16 protein-coding genes and 1 tRNA gene are annotated in these 17,224 nt (G+C 73.0%); 7 read left to right on the plus strand and 10 right to left on the minus strand.

The annotated features are described in order from the left end of the window. The first annotated feature begins 118 nt into the window (after positions 1–118). Entirely contained in the window at positions 119–625 is a 507-nt protein-coding gene (locus M0M48_RS14260; protein WP_257751651.1) for a hypothetical protein, read from the plus strand. On the opposite strand, the gene M0M48_RS14265 is transcribed toward M0M48_RS14260, so the two are convergent. The 4 genes from M0M48_RS14265 to dnaG form a co-directional block, all read right to left on the minus strand. Beyond that, entirely contained in the window at positions 622–2,364 is a 1,743-nt protein-coding gene (locus tag M0M48_RS14265) for a sulfatase family protein (RefSeq protein WP_257751652.1), read from the minus strand. The two genes, M0M48_RS14260 and M0M48_RS14265, sit on opposite strands and share 4 nt — an antisense overlap. A gap of 162 nt (positions 2,365–2,526) precedes the next feature. Further along, a tRNA-Asn gene (locus M0M48_RS14270) sits at positions 2,527–2,599 on the minus strand. 75 nt (positions 2,600–2,674) lie between these two features. Next, positions 2,675–3,178 carry a hypothetical protein gene (locus M0M48_RS14275; protein ID WP_215816799.1) on the minus strand — a complete coding sequence of 168 codons (504 nt, stop codon included), beginning with the start codon at positions 3,176–3,178 and terminating at the stop codon, positions 2,675–2,677. Next, complete coding sequence (gene dnaG / locus M0M48_RS14280; protein WP_215816800.1) at positions 3,175–5,073, minus strand: DNA primase; 1,899 nt, start codon at positions 5,071–5,073, stop codon at positions 3,175–3,177. The genes M0M48_RS14275 and dnaG overlap by 4 nt, the downstream gene beginning before the upstream one ends. Before the next feature lie 175 nt (positions 5,074–5,248). Here dnaG and M0M48_RS14285 point away from each other — a divergent pair, with 175 nt between their 5' ends. Together M0M48_RS14285 and M0M48_RS14290 are read left to right on the plus strand one after the other, a co-directional pair. Then, complete coding sequence (locus M0M48_RS14285; protein WP_257751653.1) at positions 5,249–6,058, plus strand: L,D-transpeptidase; 810 nt, start codon at positions 5,249–5,251, stop codon at positions 6,056–6,058. A gap of 92 nt (positions 6,059–6,150) precedes the next feature. Next, positions 6,151–7,074, plus strand: a complete 924-nt coding sequence (locus M0M48_RS14290) for a choice-of-anchor P family protein (RefSeq protein WP_257751654.1) — start codon at positions 6,151–6,153, stop codon at positions 7,072–7,074. Between the two features lie 78 nt (positions 7,075–7,152). Here M0M48_RS14290 and M0M48_RS14295 read toward each other — a convergent pair whose 3' ends face one another. Beyond that, positions 7,153–8,370, minus strand: a complete 1,218-nt coding sequence (locus M0M48_RS14295) for a deoxyguanosinetriphosphate triphosphohydrolase (protein ID WP_257751655.1) — start codon at positions 8,368–8,370, stop codon at positions 7,153–7,155. A 57-nt stretch (positions 8,371–8,427) separates the two neighbouring features. Between M0M48_RS14295 and M0M48_RS14300 the strand changes: the two genes are divergently transcribed. Beyond that, positions 8,428–9,405, plus strand: coding sequence for a hypothetical protein (locus M0M48_RS14300; protein ID WP_257751656.1), 978 nt, complete (start codon positions 8,428–8,430; stop codon positions 9,403–9,405). On the opposite strand, the gene M0M48_RS14305 is transcribed toward M0M48_RS14300, so the two are convergent. From M0M48_RS14305 to M0M48_RS14325, 5 genes are all read right to left on the minus strand, one after another. Then, complete coding sequence (locus M0M48_RS14305; RefSeq protein WP_257751657.1) at positions 9,399–10,262, minus strand: hypothetical protein; 864 nt, start codon at positions 10,260–10,262, stop codon at positions 9,399–9,401. The genes M0M48_RS14300 and M0M48_RS14305 overlap by 7 nt on opposite strands. Before the next feature lie 154 nt (positions 10,263–10,416). Further along, positions 10,417–11,556, minus strand: coding sequence for a tRNA dihydrouridine synthase DusB (gene dusB / locus M0M48_RS14310; RefSeq protein WP_257751658.1), 1,140 nt, complete (start codon positions 11,554–11,556; stop codon positions 10,417–10,419). Further along, the gene (locus tag M0M48_RS14315; protein WP_257751659.1) at positions 11,553–12,272 is read right to left on the minus strand and encodes a hypothetical protein; all 720 of its coding nucleotides are present in this window, start codon (positions 12,270–12,272) and stop codon (positions 11,553–11,555) included. The genes dusB and M0M48_RS14315 overlap by 4 nt, the downstream gene beginning before the upstream one ends. Further along, a complete protein-coding gene (locus tag M0M48_RS14320; RefSeq protein ID WP_215816807.1) occupies positions 12,266–13,663 on the minus strand; it encodes a glycine--tRNA ligase in 1,398 nt (465 codons plus the stop codon). The genes M0M48_RS14315 and M0M48_RS14320 overlap by 7 nt, the downstream gene beginning before the upstream one ends. Positions 13,664–13,746: 83 nt before the next feature. After that, positions 13,747–14,061 carry an antibiotic biosynthesis monooxygenase family protein gene (locus M0M48_RS14325; RefSeq protein ID WP_215816808.1) on the minus strand — a complete coding sequence of 105 codons (315 nt, stop codon included), beginning with the start codon at positions 14,059–14,061 and terminating at the stop codon, positions 13,747–13,749. Positions 14,062–14,152: 91 nt separating this feature from the next. Here M0M48_RS14325 and M0M48_RS14330 point away from each other — a divergent pair, with 91 nt between their 5' ends. Genes M0M48_RS14330 through M0M48_RS14340 form a run of 3 tightly spaced genes read left to right on the plus strand, consistent with a single transcriptional unit; the run spans position 14,153 to position 17,159 of the window. Further along, positions 14,153–15,580 carry a molybdopterin-dependent oxidoreductase gene (locus M0M48_RS14330; protein WP_257759338.1) on the plus strand — a complete coding sequence of 476 codons (1,428 nt, stop codon included), beginning with the start codon at positions 14,153–14,155 and terminating at the stop codon, positions 15,578–15,580. Next, positions 15,466–16,599 (plus strand): molybdopterin dinucleotide binding domain-containing protein, encoded by a 1,134-nt coding sequence (locus M0M48_RS14335; RefSeq protein ID WP_257754486.1) that lies wholly within the window; start codon positions 15,466–15,468, stop codon positions 16,597–16,599. The genes M0M48_RS14330 and M0M48_RS14335 overlap by 115 nt, the downstream gene beginning before the upstream one ends. Then, positions 16,596–17,159, plus strand: a complete 564-nt coding sequence (locus tag M0M48_RS14340) for a TetR/AcrR family transcriptional regulator (RefSeq protein ID WP_257751661.1) — start codon at positions 16,596–16,598, stop codon at positions 17,157–17,159. Before M0M48_RS14335 ends, M0M48_RS14340 begins: the two co-directional genes overlap by 4 nt. Positions 17,160–17,224: the final 65 nt, after the last annotated feature.

The raw sequence follows: 17,224 nt of genomic DNA on the forward strand, positions 1-17,224 counted from the left end.
GGCACCAGACTGTGCCACCAACCTGTGCTGTTCCTGTGAGGACCTTGTGGGGTCGTTCCATGTCCAACCCATCGGCCGGGCACAGACTCCGCACAGGGTGCGGAGCCACCGTGGCTGCATGACCGACAACGAGAAGTCCCCCACGCCCGAGGCCCCCGAGCCCGCCGCGCCCGCCGCGGCCACCGAGCCCACCGCCGCGGCCGAGGCCACTCCCCCCACCGAGGCCGCTCCCCTGGGCCCGCCCCCGGCCGGACCGCCCCCCGTGCTCAAGCAGCGCTGGCGCGACCGGGCCTTCACGCTGCGCTCGCTGCTCGCGGTCGGCGTGGCCGGGGTGGTGCTGGGCGCCGGCGCGGGCGCCGGTACGGCGCTCGTGGCCGGCCACGACGACGGCCCCGACCGCTCCGGACGCCCGGAGTGGATGCAGGGCCCCGGCAGCGGCCGCTTCCCCGGTGGTGGCGGTGGCGGCGGTGGCATGGGCGACGGCAACGGCCTGCGGTTCGCGCCTCCGGGGAGCAGCCAGGTCCCGCCGGGCACCGTCCCCGAGCAGCAGGGGCAGAGCGACGGCAGCGGTTCGTCCGGCAGCAGCAGCAGCAGCGACAGTAGCGGCGGCGCCGCCAACGGCTAGCGCCAGCCGTAGGCGCGGTCGATCGCCGTCCAGTAGGCGTCGGTCGAGGCCGCGTTGGTCGCCGCGTCGGCGGCGAGCACGGGCGGCAGCGGCGTGCGGCAGGTGGCGCCCGCGCAGTCCTTGAGCGTGGGCCAGAGCCGGTCGAGCTCCTCGCGGACCGCGGCGTAGGCCGGGTTGTGGAAGACGTTGTGGTCCTGGCGCGGGTCCTCGACCATGTCGTAGAGCTCGCCGCCGCCGTTGCGGAAGCGGGTGTAGGAGTAGCGCGAGACCCGGATGCCGATCGTCGTGCGGGGGTCGGTGAACGCGGGGTCGTTGCCCGACGAGGTGTTCATCGCCTCCGAGACGATGGGCGTCGTCCAGCCTTGGTCGCCCTGCTCGAGGGTGGGCACCCGGCTGATGCCGTCGGCCGGGCGCGGCGGGTCGGCGTCGGCGAGGTCGAGCAGGGTCGCGCTGAGGTCGACCGTGGAGATCGGGTCGTAGCGCTTCTGCTCGGTGCGCAGGCCGGGGCCGGTCACCAGCAGCGGGACGCGCAGCGACGGCTCGTAGGCCCAGACCTTGACCATCTGGAAGCCGTGCTCGCCCAGCAGCAGGCCGTTGTCGGAGGTGAACACGAAGACCGTGTTCTCCCAGGCACCGGAGCGCTTGAGCTCGCGGATCAGCCGGGCGATGTTGCGGTCCATGACGTGGACCGCCTCGGCGCGCTGGCGAGTGACATTGCGCAGGGCGGCACGGTCGCGCGGGCCCAGGTCCTGGGTACGCCGCTGCACGGGGATCGGCTTGTCGTGCCGGTCGCGCTCGAGCACCTTGCCGGTGCGGGCGAACCCGGCGGGGCGGTCGATGGTCCGGTTGAACTTCCCCTTGACCCAGTCGGGCCGGGCCGGGGTGGGCAGCCGGACCAGGTTGCCGCGCGCGCTGCGCACCCGGGCCGGGTCGTCGGGCTCGATCGGGCCGCCGTGGTGCGGAGCGACGTAGTTGACGTACATGAAGAAGGGGTCGGGCTTGGCCGCGAACCGGCGGGCCATCGCGACGGAGAAGTCGCCGATCACGTCGCTCTGGTAGACGCCGCGGTAGCGGTTGTCGATCGTGCCGTTGACGTTGAACGGCGTGTCGAAGTAGTCGTAGGTCTGGCCGTGGAAGCCGGCGTTCCCCGGGTTCTCGACGGCCGCGCGCCAGTCGGTCCAGCCCGGCGGCACGAACCGGTACGACGGCTCCCCGCTCACCTTGGAGGTCGCCGAGCCGTAGCGGTTGAGGTACTTGCCGATGAACCCCGTGCGGTAGCCGGCCGCGGTCATCGACGTCCCGAGCGTGCGCGAGTCGTCGAAGGCGCCGTAGCCGTAGGGCGGGTCGTGCCAGAAGACCTTGTGGTTGTGGGCGTACTCGCCGGTCAGGAACGACGCCCGGGCCGGGCAGCACAGGGGGTAGGGCGAGAAGGAGTTCTCGAAGGTGACCCCCTGGCGCGCGACGAGCTTGCGCAGGTGCGGGGCGAACGCGAGGTCGTCGACGCGCATGTCGTCGGCCATCACCACGACGACATTGGGCTTGTCGGGCAGCCGCACCGGCGTCATCGAGGGCACCGGCGGGCGGGCGACGCCGCCCTCGGGGCCGACGGCCGACCGGGTCGGCTCCCCGGCGGCCGGACGGGTCGGCCCGTCGCCTCCCTGGAGGATCGCCACCAGCACCGCCACCGCCGCGAGGACCCCCACCAGGACCACCGACGCCTTCACGACGGACGCACGCATCCGTTTCCTCCCCTGTTCACCGCGACACCGTACGGTCGTTAAGACGCTGCGGAGCACGGTTTGGTTGCCTTCGTTCAACAGTGATCCGCGGCTCCTGCCAGCGCACCGGCCCCGGCAACGACGAAGCCCCGCCGGATGACTCCGACGGGGCCTCGTGACCTGCTCCCCCGACTGGACTCGAACCAGTAACCCTTCGATTAACAGTCGAATGCTCTGCCAGTTGAGCTACGGGGGATTGTTGCTGCTCCGCCTCGCGGTGGAGCGGGGAAACACTAGCAAGACCGGCGCCGCGGCCCGAAATCGAGGGGGGTCACTCGCCGACGTCGGCGCGGGCGAGGGCCAGCGCCTCCTGCACCACCGCGGCGACCGCCGGATCGGCGGGGTCGAGGCCGTCGTCGTACTCGACGAACCAGGAGAGCTCGGCGTGGGTGCCCGGTGGGCGCCGGGCGAGGATCCGCACGGAGCGGCGGCCGGCCACCGGCACGTGGCGCTGGACGGCGATGCTGGCGGTGACCCGCTCCCGGACGAGCTGGAGCAGCCGGGCGGCGTCGCCGAGGACGACGGCGTGGACGGGCGCGGGCTCACCGAAGGAGCCGACCTCGACCACCCGCAGGGTGTCGGTCTCGTTGTCCCAGTCGGCGCTCGCGACCTGCTCCCACGGGATCCGGTCGGGCACGTAGAGCGCGTCGCGGGTGCCGCCGACCAGGTGCGGCTGCCCCTCCGCGGGGGCGCGCACCGGTGCCCAGGCCAGCAGCCGCTCCCCCGGTCCGACGGGGAACGGCGGGCGGCGCGAGGCGATCGGCGGGAACCTCACGGCGCTCCCGCGATCTTCTCGCGCAGGTTCCGGCGACGCTCCTCGAGCGCGGCCAGCTCGCCGAACATCTTGTTGTAGTCGGTGGCGTTGTCGAGCGGGTTGGTCCGCTGGAGCCGTGAGCGCACCTCGTCGATGCGGCGCAGCACGGTGAGCTCCTGGAGCCGGTGGATGTGGTGGGCCACGTAGCCGGCGTCGACCTCGCGGTGCAGCGGGATCGGCTCGACGGCCAGCGCACTGACCAGCGAGGAGAGCTCGGGCTCGCCGGCCGACTCGCGGATCTTGGAGACCCAGCCCGGGTCGTTCTGGCCCGCGACCGTGCCGCCCGCGGCGTCGATGAGCTCCCACACCGCGCGGTAGGTCGGGTGGGTGAAGTCGTTGGCGCCGATGTCGGTGGACGTGCGGCCGATGGCGAGCGGGTGCTGGAGGACCACCCGCAGGGTGGCGCGCTCGATGCCGAAGCGCGGGTCGCGCAGGTCCGGTACGGCGGCGCGCGCCGGCGCGGCCGGGGCGGGCGCCGGGGAGTGCTGGGGAGCGCGGTCGCGGCCCCCGGACGCCGGGGCGGGACCCCGGGCGGCGGCGCGGCGCACCTCGGCGCGGGCCTGCTCCATGTCGACGCCGACCATGCCGGCCAGCTCGCGGGCGAAGGCGTCGACCTTGGACTTGTCGCGGACGCTCGCGACCAGCTTGGCGCCCTCGCGCAGCGCGTCGACCCGGCTGTCGGCGCGGTCGAGGTCGTAGCGGCCGATCACGTTCTCGAGGACGAAGCGGTAGAGCGGGCGGCGGCTGGCGACGAGCTCGCGCACCGCGGCGTCGCCGTCCTTGATCCGCAGCTCGCAGGGGTCCATGCCCTCGGGCGCGACCGCGACGTAGGTCTGGGAGACGAAGCGCTGGTCGCCCTCGAACGTGCGCAGCGCGGCCTTCTGGCCGGCCTCGTCGCCGTCGAAGGTGAAGACCACCTCGCTGCGCAGCTCGGCGTGGTCGTCGAGGAAGCGGCGCAGCACCCGGGCGTGGTCGTCGCCGAAGGCGGTGCCGCAGGTGGCGACCGCCGTACCGACGCCGGCGAGGTGGCAGGCCATCACGTCGGTGTAGCCCTCGACGATGACCGCCTGGGAGCTCATCGCGATCGACTTGCGGGCCAGGTCGATGCCGTAGAGGACCTGGCTCTTCTTGTAGATCGGGGTCTCGGGGGTGTTGAGGTACTTGGCGTCGATCCGGTCGTCGTCGAAGATCCGCCGGGCACCGAAGCCGATGGTGTCGCCGTTGGTCTCGCGGATCGGCCACAGCAGCCGGCCCCGGAAGCGGTCGTAGAGCGAGCGGCCCATCGCGACCAGGCCGGCGGCGATGACCTCCTCGGAGCTGAACTTGCGCCCCGACAGGTGGCGCCACAGCGCCTCGCCGTCGCGGGGGGCGAAGCCGATGCCGAAGGTGAGGGCGGCCTGCTGGTCGAAGCCGCGCTCGGCCAGGAACGTACGGGCCGCGAGCGCCTCGGGGGTGCCGAGCTGCTCGGCGTAGTACTCCTGGGCGACCGCGTGGGCCTCGACGAGCCGGCGCCGCTGGGGGCCCTTGGGCCGCTGCTCGTCGAACCCGGACTCGTCGCGGCGCAGCTGGATGCCGTACTTGTCGGCCATCCGCTCGACCGCCTCGCCGAAGGTGAGGCCGTCGATCTTCATCAGGAAGGTGAAGATGTCACCGCCCTCTTGGCAGCCGAAGCAGTGGAAGAAGCCGCGGGCGGGCGTGACGTGGAAGGACGGCGACTTCTCGTCGTGGAACGGGCACAGGCCCTTGAGCGAGCCGCCGCCGGCGTTGCGGAGGGTGACATAGCTGGCCACGACCTCGTCGATCCGGGCCTTCTCACGGACCGCGGCGATGTCCTCGTCACGAATCCGTCCGGCCATGCCCTCGATCCTACTGAGGAGGTCCCCGGGCGCTGCGGCCAGCGCCGCTCTCAGTGACCCGGAGAGGAATTGAGGCGAGCCTGAGCGTGACCTTCGTCGCCCCTGCGTCGTTGAGAGCGCGGGGAGGACCGCACGAAGGGTCATGGGGAATTGGGAGTTCGGGGAGGGACCGAGCATGGAGCAGCCATCAGCGCGCAGCGACCGCGGCAGCTGGCCGGTGGTCCTCGTCGCGCTCCTCTTCGCGATCTCGGCCCTGGTGCTGGTCCTCAAGGACGGCGGGAACGACGCGCCGACCCGGCCGAGCGCGGCCCCGGTCAAGGCGGCCACGCTGAAGTCCCTGCCGCTGAGCTCGACGATGAGCACGATCAAGACCGCGCCGAAGGACCCCCGGCCCACGAAGACGCCCAAGGGCACCGTGGTGCACCCCCAGCGGATGACCGCGCTGTACGACGAGCCCGACGGCACGGCGTTCGGCAAGGTCGGCCCGAAGCAGTTCGGCGACGCCTGGTTCCCGGTGATCACGCGCAACCGCGACTGGGTGCAGGTGCTGCTGCCGTCCAAGCCGAACGGCTCGACCGGGTGGATCCGCTCCGCCGACCTGACCGAGGCGCACAGCCCGTACGTCATCCGCGTGCACCTCGGCGCGCGCTCGCTGGAGCTGGTCCAGGACGGCGAGCTGATCGGCACCTGGACGGTCGCCGTCGGCGCCTCCGGCACCCCGACGCCCGTGGGACGCACCTTCGTCCTGGGCCAGATCGTCGACGACAAGCAGCCGTTCTCGCCGGTGATCCTGCCGCTGGGCAGCCACAGCGACACCCTCGACTCCTACGGCGGCGGCCCGGGCACGGTCGCCCTGCACGGCTGGACCGACCCGGCCGTCTTCGGCAAGGCGATCAGCCACGGCTGCGTGCGGGTGCCCGATGACGCCCTCGCGCTGCTCCGCACCGTCCCGATCGGCACCCCCGTGATCGTCGACGAGGACTGATCCTCGGCCCCACCACCGACCGCTCCCCCCGAACCCCCGACGGCGCCCCTCCCCCGGACTGCCGAGCAAGTGAAGAAGATGAAGGGAACACCATGAAGATCAAGCGGCACCTGGCCCCGGTGGCCGGCGCTCTCCTGCTCGTGACGGGAGCGGCCTCGGTCGCCCTGCTCGGAGGCGGCTCCGCCACCGCGGCGGGCAACCCGTCGTCCGCCTTCGGCCTCGAGCTGACGATCGCCGACAACACCGCGATCGACAAGCTCCCTTCGGTCGTCTCGACCAACGGCACCGAGGTCACCGACGAGCTGATCGACACCGACACGCTCAACCCGCTGCTCTCCGGCGGCGTGGTCCAGGTCAAGGCCAAGAACGGCAACGCCTTGGCCAACGTGACCGGCCTCGGCGTGGGCGACGGCCTGCTCTCGCAGCTGCCCCCCGACGTCAAGAGCCAGCTCGACAACGTCTGCAAGACGATCGTCGACGCACTCGGCCCGCTGACCGATCCGATCAATCAGCAGGTCGTCGGCCCGCTGCTGACCCAGCTCAACGGTGTCCTCAAGACGATCAGCGACGCCACCGACGGCAGCCCGCTCAACCTGAGCCTGCTCGGCGCCCTCGACCTGTCGAACCTGACCAGCCTCCAGCTCAACGGGCTGTGCGACGTGCTGGCCGGCCGGACCAAGATCGTCAACGCCGGCACGGTCATCGCCGAGTGCACCGGCGACACGGGCAAGACCACCATCGCCGACCTGAAGGCACTGGGCATCCCGGTCAACATCCCGGTCACTGAGCCCAACGCCAAGGTCGAGATCCCCGGCGTCGTGACCATCACGGCCAACGAGCAGATCGCCAACGCCGACGGCACCTTCACCGTCAACGCGCTGCACCTCAACCTGCTCGGCCAGATCGACCTCACGATCGCCTCGGCGACCTGCGGCGAGGTGACCACCGACCGCGAGAGCCCGAGCGAGGCGCCGTCCCCGACGCCCGTCGAGTCGCACGTCCCGGTCACCGGCTGATCTCCGGCCCCTGACCTCGCACCGGCCGGTCGCAGCACGTGCTGCGGCCGGCTGGTTCGTTTTCCGGCCTGCGGAGGGCTAGCCGACCAGGCGGGCGTGCCAGGCGACCGCGCTCGCGTCGGTGAGCGAGGCGACCTGGTCGATGACGACCCGGGTCCGGGCGGTGTCGTCGGCCGCGGCCCGCCAGTCGGCGGCGAACGTCTCGTCGAGGGCGTCGCTGCCCCGGTCGAGCAGGACGACGACCAGCTCGGTGAGCAGCTCGCGCTGCCGGGTGAGCTGGGCGCGGTGCGAGGCGTCCTCCATCACGTAGTGCGCGGCCACGCCCTTGAGCACCGTGATCTCGGCCCAGGTGTCCGCAGGCACGACCAGGTCGGCGGCGTAGCGCACGAAGGGGCCCTCGCTCGCGGCGAAGGTCGCCTCCTGCACGGCGCCGCAGAAGCGGCCGATCAGGTCGCTGGTGAGGTTCTTGAGCGCGGCCAGGCTCCCCCGGCGGCCGTCGTACGACGCCCGGGGCCAGCTGCCGACCGCGCGCAGCCGCTCGAGCACCGCGTCGAGCTCGGCATCGGTCGCGCCGGGGCGGTACCAGGCGCGCACCGTCTCCCAGACCGCCGCCGGGTCGAGCCGGGTGAGGTCGATCTTGCCCGCGACCGTGCCGTCCTCGACGTCGTGGACCGAGTAGGCGACGTCGTCGGCGAGGTCCATCACCTGGGCCTCGACGCACTGGCGGCGCTCGGGTGCGCCCTTGCGGACCCAGGCGAACGCGGCGCGGTCGTCGTCGTACGTGCCGAACTTGGGGGTGCCGGCCTCACCGGGGCCCCACGGGTACTTGGTGCAGGCGTCGAGGGTGGCCCGGGTCAGGTTGAGCCCGGCGTCGGCCGTCTTGGCCTCGAGCCGGGTCAGCAGCCGCAGCGTCTGGGCGTTGCCCTCGAAGCCGCCGACGTCCCCGGCCAGCGCCGCGAGCGCGCGCTCGCCGTTGTGGCCGAACGGCGGGTGGCCGAGGTCGTGCGCGAGCGCGGCCGTCTCGGTGATGTCGGGGTGGGTGCCGAGCGCCCGGGAGAGGTCACGCGCGATCTGGGCGACCTCGAGGCTGTGGGTGAGCCGGTTGCGGACGAAGTCGTCGCTCTGCGGGCCGACCACCTGGGTCTTCGCGGCCAACCGCCGGAACGACGCCGCGTGCACCACCCGCGCCCGGTCCCGCTCGAACGCCAGCCGCTCGGGCGCCTCGACCCGCTTGGGCGGCTCGGGCACGATCCGCTCGCGCGCGTGCGCGTCGTACCGCTGCTCGACGGGGTCCACGGGCCGACCCTATCGAGCGCCGGACAACCGCGGGCCCGGCCCGGGCGTCATCTCGGCATGGCCCGGCTCCTGACCCTCCTCGTGCTCGGCGTCCTGGCGCTCGCGGGGTGCGACGACTCCCCCGCGGCGGCGCCCGCGCCGGCCGATTCCTGGGCCGACCTCCCGGTGGGTCCGGCGCCGGCGGTGCCGTACGTCGACGGCCGCCGCTACGTCACGCCGGGGCACACGTGGAGGCTCCCGGGCGGAGGGCGCGGGGTGAGCGGGGTCGTCCCCTACGCGGACGGGCTGCTCGTGGCGGACGCGACGTACTTCGAGGGGACCAACGGGCTCGCGCTGGTCCGGCACGGGCGGCGCGTGGACGGCTCGCGCTGCGCCGGCGGGACGCCGGTCGCCTCCCCCGACGGCCGGTACGTCGCCTGGGTGACCCTGCGCTGCCCCGAGAGCGAGGACCGGTCGGTGGGCGCGGTGCACCGGGCCGCGGCGGACGGCTCCGGCGAGGTGGTCCGGCCGATCGGCCCGGGCGTGGCGCAGGTGGTCGGCTTCCTGGGCCGCGAGGTCGTCCACAACCGCGGGTTCCAGGACGGCGCCTGGCGCACCGGGTACGACGGCGCGCCGGTCCGCATCCCCGGCGTCGACCGGGTCCTCGACGTCAGCGCACGCGGCGGGCTGCTCGTCGGCCAGCGCGGCGACCGGGCCCGGCTGGTGATCGACGCGCGCGGGAGCGTCCGGTGGCGGGCCACCACGGGCGACCTGTCGTGGTTCAGTCCGGACGGGTCGTCGGTGCTCGCGGTCGAGGGCCGCCGGCTCCAGGTGCTGCGGAGCACCGACGGCTCAGCGCGGGCCGGGCTCGACCTGCCGGTGGGTGCTGACCCGTCGAGCGTGGTCTGGGAGGGCGAGCGGAGCCTGCTCGTGCTCGTCGAGCGGTCCGGCCGGGGTGCGGTGGTGCGGCTGGGGCTGGACGGCGCGGCCGAGCGGGCGACCGCGACCCGGCCGGTGCGGCCGGGGCGGGCGTCGTACGTGCTGCTGGGTCAGTAGACCGAGACGTGCACGTGGTCGAGGTGGTTCGCCGTGACGGAGCCGCGGTTGGACATCCCGCGCCAGCCCTCGCCGGAGCGCTCGACCGACCAGATCTTCTGGGAGTAGATGATGTAGGAGACGCCGAGCACCGCGTAGTTCTCGCGCACGAACTCCGCGATCTGCCAGCCCCGCGCGCCCGAGATCATGATGTCGACCGCGCGGCCGGTCTCGTGGTCGCCGGAGATCGAGGCGCCGCGGATCGTGCCGTAGACGCTGACGTCGGGGAAGGCCGCGCAGACGGCCTGGTGGACCTTCTTGATGCTGGCGCTGACCGAGTCCGGGACGGTGGTGCCGTTGGTGCACGCGCCGCCGAGGGTGGCCGGCTTCTCGTCGCTGAAGTAGCCGTCGGTGACCCAGCGGGCCTTGCCGTCGACGACGACCTCGGCGCGGTCGGCGTAGCGGCGGCCGGTGAGGACGACCTTGTCGCCCTCCTCGAGCTCGCCGACCTGCTTGCCGCGCTTGTCGGGGCGGGTCCAGAGGTTGAGGGGCGCCGTCGTCCAGCGGCGGGTGTCGGCGTTCTTGACGGCCTTGGTGACCGCCGGCGTCGCCAGCATCCGGTCCAGGCGCGTCCCGACGGCGTCGGCCGAGCGGTCGGCGCTGCGGGAGATCACCGGGATCTCGCGGGAGGCCTGGTCCTCGATCGAGCCTGAGGCGGCCTTGGCGCGGTCGAGCGCGACGAGGTCGGCAGGGGGCTCGGAGGAGCCGAGGACTCCGGTGGTGACGACCGCAGTGGTCGCCAGGACGGCGAGCGAGCCGGCCAGGAGGGCGGCTCGGGGCGTACGTCGCGCGGTTTCCCGCTTGTGGCTGGTGGCCACGCGCTGATTCCTTTGCTGTCGCTGACAGATGTATCCCGAGGACTCCGACCTGGGCCAGAGCATCGTGCTACTAGAGCACAGAGATCAAGCCTTCAACCAATTGGTGAGACGCCTCGGGCGGGTGAGCCCGCGCACACCGGACGCGCCGCGACACTCAGCCACCGGTGGTCTCGTCGACGTCCTCGAGGACGCCGCAGGCCCCCTCGCCGAGGCCGTCGGTGTCGTCCAGCCAGCCCTCCGGGAGCACGATCCGGTGCCGCGGAGCACCCTGGCGCCCGCGGGGCGCGCCGAGCTCGGAGACCGGGAACGGCTCGTCGCCGTCGAGCTCGGCCAGCAGCCGGTCGAGGGCGGCCAGGGAGTCGACGAGGCCGAGCGAGCGGCGCAGCTCGCCGCCGGCCCGGAAGCCCTTGAGGTACCAGGTGACGTGCTTGCGGAACTCCTTGCAGCCGCGCTCCTCACCCATGTGCTCGCTGAGCAGCTCGGCGTGGCGGCGCATCATCACGGTCACCTCGCCCAGCGTGGGCAGCGTGGTGGCACCGGGACCCTCGGGACCGAAGGCCGAGGCGAGGTCGCGGAACAGCCAGGGGCGGCCCAGGCAGCCGCGGCCGACGACGACGCCGGCGACGCCCGTCTCCTCGACCATCCGTACGGCGTCCGCGGCCTCCCAGATGTCGCCATTGCCGAGCACCGGCAGGTCGACGCTGGCGACCAGCTCGGCGATGGCGGACCAGTCGGCCTGGCCCGAGTAGGCCTGGGCGACCGTGCGCCCGTGCAGCGCGATGGCGGCGACGCCGGTTTCCTGGGCGATCCGGCCGGCGTCGAGGAAGGTGAGGTGGTCGTCGTCGAGGCCCTTGCGGGTCTTCATCGTCACCGGCACGTCGTACGGCGCCGCGGCGGCCACCGCCTCCTCGAGGATGCGGCCGAGCAGGTTGCGCTTCCACGGCAGCGCGCCGCCGCCGCCCTTGCGGGTGACCTTGGGCACCGGGCAGCCGAAGTTGAGGTCGACATGGTTGACACCCCATTCACCACACAACAGCTTGGTGGCCTGGCCGACGTAGGTCGGGTCGGTGCCGTAGAGCTGGACCGAGCGCACCGTCTCGGCCTCGTCGAAGACGAGCATCCGCTTCGTGGTCTCGTCGCCCTCGACCAGTCCGCGGCTGGTGATCATCTCGCAGACGTAGAGCCCGGCCCCCTGCTCGGCGCAGAGCCGGCGGTAGGCGGCGTTGGTGATGCCGGCCATCGGGGCGAGCACCACCGGCACGGGCACCTCGAGCGAACCGAGGGTCAGCGTCACTGCTTGTCGTCCTTCTTGTCCTTCTTGCCGGACTTGCCGGGCTTGCCGGGCTTGCCGGGCTTGGCCGGCTTGGTCACCTTGGTGATCTCCCCGCTCCAGGTGACGGCGTCCTGGCCGCCGAAGGGCGAGAAGGTGACGTTCTCGAACGCCTTGCCGGGCGCGATGAAGTAGACCTGGCACAGCTCGGCCGTGGCGCCCGCCGCGAACGGCGTCGGCAGCGCCGCGCCGACACAGGCCGGCAGCTGCTCGGCCGTGTAGTAGTTCGGCGCCTCCAGGGTCGCGCCGTCGGAGGCCCACAGGACGTTGGCGAGCTTGAGCCCGCCCAGGTCCGTGTCGCCCTCGTTGGTGAGCGCCACCCGCACGAAGTACGGCGTCCGCGCGGCCGTCGCCGCGTCGAGGTTCCAGCCCGGGAACGACGCGGCGAAGGTGGTGCGCTCGATCTTCTGCACCGCGACCTCGAGCACCGCGACCTCGTCCTGGCGCCGCTGGAAGGCGATCACGCCCTCCTCGCCCAGCCCCAGCTGCGTGCCGGGCTCGGTGAGCGTGGTGCCCTCGGGCACCGCGAGGTACGACGCGGGCGCCGTCGAGCTGGGCGCCTCGCTCGCCCGGGGGCGGTCGTCGGCGTCCTTGCCGGCGTCCGACCCGCACGCCGCGAGGCCGGCGGCCGCCACGAGGGCGGCCACCGGCACGGCGGCGAGCCGGACGCGGGTCAGCATCCGACGAGCCGCTCGGCGAAGTAGGTCGTCAGCTTGTCGAGGGCCACCCGCTCCTGGGACATGGTGTCCCGGTCGCGCACGGTGACCGCCTGGTCGTCGAGGGTGTCGAAGTCGACGGTGACGCAGTAGGGCGTACCGATCTCGTCCTGGCGGCGGTAGCGCTTGCCGATGGCACCCGCGTCGTCGAACTCGACGTTCCACAGCGCGCGCAGTTCGGTCGCGACGGCCTTGGCCCGCGGCGTGAGGTCCTCGTTGCGGCTCAGCGGCAGCACGGCGACCTTGACCGGCGCCAGGCGCGGGTCGAGGCGCAGCACGGTGCGCTTGTCGACGCCGCCCTTGGTGTTGGGCGCCTCGTCCTCGGCGTAGGCGTCGACCAGGAAGGTCATCAGGCTGCGCGAGAGGCCGGCTGCGGGCTCGATGACGTAGGGCACGTAGCGGGTGTTGTTGGCCTGGTCGAAGTACGACAGGTCCTTGCCCGAGTGCTCGGCGTGGGTCGAGAGGTCGAAGTCGGTGCGGTTGGCGATGCCCTCGAGCTCACCCCACTCGGAGCCGGTGAAGTTGAAGCGGTACTCGATGTCGGTGGTGCCCTTGGAGTAGTGGCTCAGCTTCTCGATCGGGTGCACGAAGTGGCGCAGGTTGTCGGGGTTGATGCCGAGGTCGACGTACCACCGGGTGCGCTCCTCGATCCAGTACTTGTGCCACTCGTCGTCCTCACCCGGCTTGACGAAGAACTCCATCTCCATCTGCTCGAACTCACGGGTGCGGAAGATGAAGTTGCCGGGCGTGATCTCGTTGCGGAAGCTCTTGCCGATCTGGGCGATGCCGAACGGGGGCTTCATCCGCTGCGAGGTGACCACGTTGGCGAAGTTGAGGAAGATGCCCTGGGCGGTCTCGGGGCGCAGGTAGTGCAGGCCCGACTCGTCCTCGACGACACCGAGGTGGGTCTTGAGCATGCCGGAGAACTCACGGGGCTCGGTCCACGCGCCGCGGGTGCCGCAGTTGGCGCAGACGACGTCCTTGAGGTCGACGTCGTCGGGGTTGGCGATCCCCTTCTTCTCGGCGTACTGCTCCTGCAGGTGGTCGTAGCGGTAGCGCTTGTGGCAGGAGAGGCACTCGGTCAGCGGGTCGTTGAACGTCGCGACGTGGCCCGAGGCCTCCCAGGTCTGGCGCGGCAGGATGACGCTGGAGTCGAGACCGACGACGTCGTCCCGGCTCTGCACCATCGAGCGCCACCACTGGCGCTTGATGTTCTCCTTGAGCTCGACGCCCAGCGGACCGTAGTCCCAGGCGGAGCGGGTGCCTCCGTAGATCTCCCCGCAGGGGTAGACGAAGCCTCGGCGCTTCGCGAGGGAGACGACCTGGTCGACGGTGGACGGGGGCGGCTTGGCCACGGGGAATCCTTCGGGGGACGAGCCCGGCTGGCTGCCGGGCGTGACTTCTGTTGTCGGTCTCGCGCGGGACGCGAAGTAAAGGCCTAGGTTACGCGAGCGTCGGCCACGTTGAGCACGCCGCCGGGCTCGACCACCTCGTAGGCGCCCGGCTCGTCGATCGCCCGGCTCAGCACCGGCACGCCGTGCAGCTTGAGCTCGTACGACGACAGCGCCCGCCGGTAGGCCCCGACGTTGTCCCAGCGGGTGGTGAGCACCCACAGGTCCGGGTCGTCGAGGTTGCGCCCGATCGAGCCGCCGGCATAGCCCGGCTTGTCGGCCAGGAGTCCGTGCACGCGCTCGAGATCGGCCCGGAGCGAGGCGGGGTCCTCCCCCGCGCGGAAGCGGTTCACGACGAGCACGAGCCGCACTCTACGCACCCGGCCGGCCCTTGACGCGGCGGTCGGCGGAAGCGACTATGACACCTGTCATAGTCGAGCGGCGGGAGCCACCATGACCACGACCTCCGAACCCACCTGGCAGAAGTCGGCCTGCATCCTGTGCGAGTGCAACTGCGGGATCGAGGTGCAGGTCGAGGACCGCCGGCTCCTGCGCATCCGCGGCGACAAGGACCATCCCTCGTCGGCGGGCTACACCTGCGAGAAGCCGCTGCGCCTCGACCGCTACCAGAACGGCACGCCCCGGCTGACCAGCCCGCTGCGGCGGCGCCCCGACGGCACCTACGAGGAGATCGACTGGGACACCGCGATCACCGAGATCGCCGGGCGCCTGGCCGCGATCCGCGACGAGCACGGCGGCGACAAGATCTTCTTCTACGGTGGCGGCGGGCAGGGCAACCACCTCGGCGCGGGCTACGGCCAGTCGCTCCAGGCCGCGGTCGGCGCGAAGTACAAGTCCAACGCGCTCGCCCAGGAGAAGACCGGCGAGATGTACGTCGACGGCCGGCTCTACGGCGGCCACACCAAGGGCGACTTCGAGCACGCCGAGGTCGTCGTCTTCGTCGGCAAGAACCCGTGGCAGTCGCACTCCTTCCCCCGCGCCCGGCCGGTGCTCAAGGAGATGGCGGCCGACCCGGCCCGGACCATGGTCGTGATCGACCCGCGGCGCAGCGAGACCGCGGCGATGGCCGACGTCCACCTGCAGGTCCGCCCCGGCACCGACGCGTGGTGCCTGGCCGCGCTCGGCGCGGTCCTGGTCCAGGAGGACCTCGTCGACCACGCCTTCGTCCGCGACCACACGACCGGCGCGGAGCCGGTGCTCGCGGCCTACCGCGAGGTCGACGTCGCCGACTACGCCGCCCGCTGCGGCGTGCCCGAGGACCTGATCCGCACCACCGCCCGCCGGATCGGCACCGCCGCGAGCGTGTGCACCTACGAGGACCTCGGCATCCAGCAGGCGCCGCACAGCACGCTGAGCTCCTACCTCAACAAGATGCTGTGGATCCTCACCGGCAGCTTCGCACAGGAGGGCGGGATGTTCCTGCACTCGACCTTCGCGGCGATCGCGGGCGGCGGCTCGCCCGCGGCGCCCTCCGGCGGGTCGCGGCGGCCGCGCTCACCGCTCCGGCGGGTCGCGGGTGCCGCGAGCGACCTCGCCGTCGCCGGCGCGGTCCGGCTGCCGGCCTTCCTGCCCGACCTCGTCGCCGCGCCCGCGGCCCGGCGCTGCGCGGGCCGGTCGCGGCCGTGGCCACCGGAGGTGGCGCGCCCGGGGCGCCGGCGCGCACGCCGGCGGCGGAGCGTCGTACGCCGGTCACGGGGGCGCGGATCATCGCCGGGCTGGTGCCGTGCAACTCCATCGCCGAGGAGATCGACACCGACCACCCCGACCGGTTCCGGGCGATGTGGATCGACAGCGTCAACCCCGCGCACTCGCTGGCCGACTCGGCCGGCTTCCGCAAGGCGATGCGTGCGCTCGAGCTGAGCGTCGTGGTCGACATCGCGATGACCGAGACCGCCCGCGAGGCGGACTACGTGCTGCCCGCGGCCACCCAGTTCGAGAAGTGGGAGTGCACGTTCTTCAACGTCGACTTCCCCGAGAACGTCTTCCACCTGCGCGCGCCGCTGATGGACCCCTTGCCCGGCACCCTGCCCGAGCCGGAGATCTACGCCCGCCTGGTGCGCGAGCTCGGCGTCGTCGACGAGAGCGTGCTCGCCCCCCTGCGCCGGGCCGCCGCGCGCGGGACGACCCAGTACGCGCTGGCGTTCTTCGCGACGGTGGCGGCCCGGCCGCGGCTGATGGGGCTGGCGGCGTACCTGCTGCACGAGACGCTGGGGCCCACGCTCGGCGGGGCCCGCAGCGCCGCCGCGCTCTGGGGCGTCGCCCAGCTGTGCGCGCTCAACCAGCCCGCGGCGGTGGCCCGGGCCGGGTTCGGCGGGCCCGGGTTCGAGCCCGGCAACCGGCTGTTCCGGCGGATCCTCGAGGGCGAGGCCGTCGTCTTCACCCGCGACGAGCACGCGGACGCGTGGGACTACGTGCGGCGGCCGGACCGGCGCTTCACGCTCGAGATCCCCGAGCTCGTCGAGCGGTTCCGCGCCCTGGCCGACGAGCCGAGCTCGTGGACCAGCGCGGAGTTCCCGGTCGTGCTCTCCGCCGGCGAGCGGCGCTCGTTCACCGCCAACACGATCATCCGCGATCCCTCCTGGCGCCGGCGCGACGCCGACGGCGCGCTCCGGATCAGCCCGGCCGACGCCGCCGCGCTCGGCGTCGGCACCGGGGACGCCGTCCGCGTGGTGACCGAGGCCGGCAGCGCGGTCGCGACGGCCGAGGTCACCGACACCCTCCAGCCCGGGCACGTCTCGCTGCCCAACGGCCTCGGCGTCGTCCACCCCGACGGCTCCCCCGGCGTCGCGCCCAACGAGCTGACCTCCGTGCACCACCGGGACTGGCTGGCCGGGACGCCCTGGCACAAGTACGTGCCGGCCCGGCTGGAGCGCGCATGAGCGGCCGGCTCGCGGCGCCGCGCGAGGCGATGCTCGACAGCGCGATCGCCCTGTTCCGCGAGCGCGGCGTGGCGGCGACCTCGCTGCGCGACGTGGTGGCCCACAGCGGCGCTCCGCGCGGCTCGATCTACCACCACTTCCCCGGTGGCAAGGCCGAGCTGGCCGAGGACGCCACCCGCCGCGCGGGCGAGCTGATGGGCCTGCTGATCCGCCGGATCGTCGACAGCGCCGACCCCGCCACCGCGGTCGAGGCGATGATCGACCACTGGTCCGGGGTGCTGCTCGGCAGCGACTTCGCCGCGACCTGCCCGGTCGCCGCGGCCGCCCTGTCCCCCGACGAGACGGCGGCCGCGCGCGCCGCCGCCGGGAACGCCTTCGCGGGCTGGGAGGACGTCCTCGCCGCCGCGCTCACCGAGCGGGGACACCCCGCGGCCGAGGCGGCGGACCGGGCCGCGCTCGTCGTCAGCGCGATCGAGGGGGCGCTGCTGGTCAGCCGCGCCCGTCGTACGGACGCGCCGCTGCGGGCGGTCGGCCGGGAGCTGGTGCGCCACCTGACCTGAGCCGTGCCGCCCGAGGCACCGCGTCGCCGACTTGACCGGGCCTGCTCCGCAGATGAGAATGATTC

This window comes from Pimelobacter simplex (assembly GCF_024662235.1).
GTDB lineage: Bacteria > Actinomycetota > Actinomycetes > Propionibacteriales > Nocardioidaceae > Nocardioides.

What these genes read in the sequence shown, in the direction of transcription:
- M0M48_RS14260 (WP_257751651.1), top strand. Translation starts at nt 119, where the DNA reads ATGACCGACAACGAGAAGTCCCCCACGCCCGAGGCCCCCGAGCCCGCC.
- M0M48_RS14265 (WP_257751652.1), bottom strand. Translation starts at nt 2,364, where the DNA reads ATGCGTGCGTCCGTCGTGAAGGCGTCGGTGGTCCTGGTGGGGGTCCTC.
- dnaG (WP_215816800.1), bottom strand. Translation starts at nt 5,073, where the DNA reads ATGGCCGGACGGATTCGTGACGAGGACATCGCCGCGGTCCGTGAGAAG.
- M0M48_RS14285 (WP_257751653.1), top strand. Translation starts at nt 5,249, where the DNA reads ATGGAGCAGCCATCAGCGCGCAGCGACCGCGGCAGCTGGCCGGTGGTC.
- M0M48_RS14290 (WP_257751654.1), top strand. Translation starts at nt 6,151, where the DNA reads ATGAAGATCAAGCGGCACCTGGCCCCGGTGGCCGGCGCTCTCCTGCTC.
- M0M48_RS14300 (WP_257751656.1), top strand. Translation starts at nt 8,428, where the DNA reads ATGGCCCGGCTCCTGACCCTCCTCGTGCTCGGCGTCCTGGCGCTCGCG.
- M0M48_RS14315 (WP_257751659.1), bottom strand. Translation starts at nt 12,272, where the DNA reads ATGCTGACCCGCGTCCGGCTCGCCGCCGTGCCGGTGGCCGCCCTCGTG.
- M0M48_RS14330 (WP_257759338.1), top strand. Translation starts at nt 14,153, where the DNA reads ATGACCACGACCTCCGAACCCACCTGGCAGAAGTCGGCCTGCATCCTG.
- M0M48_RS14340 (WP_257751661.1), top strand. Translation starts at nt 16,596, where the DNA reads ATGAGCGGCCGGCTCGCGGCGCCGCGCGAGGCGATGCTCGACAGCGCG.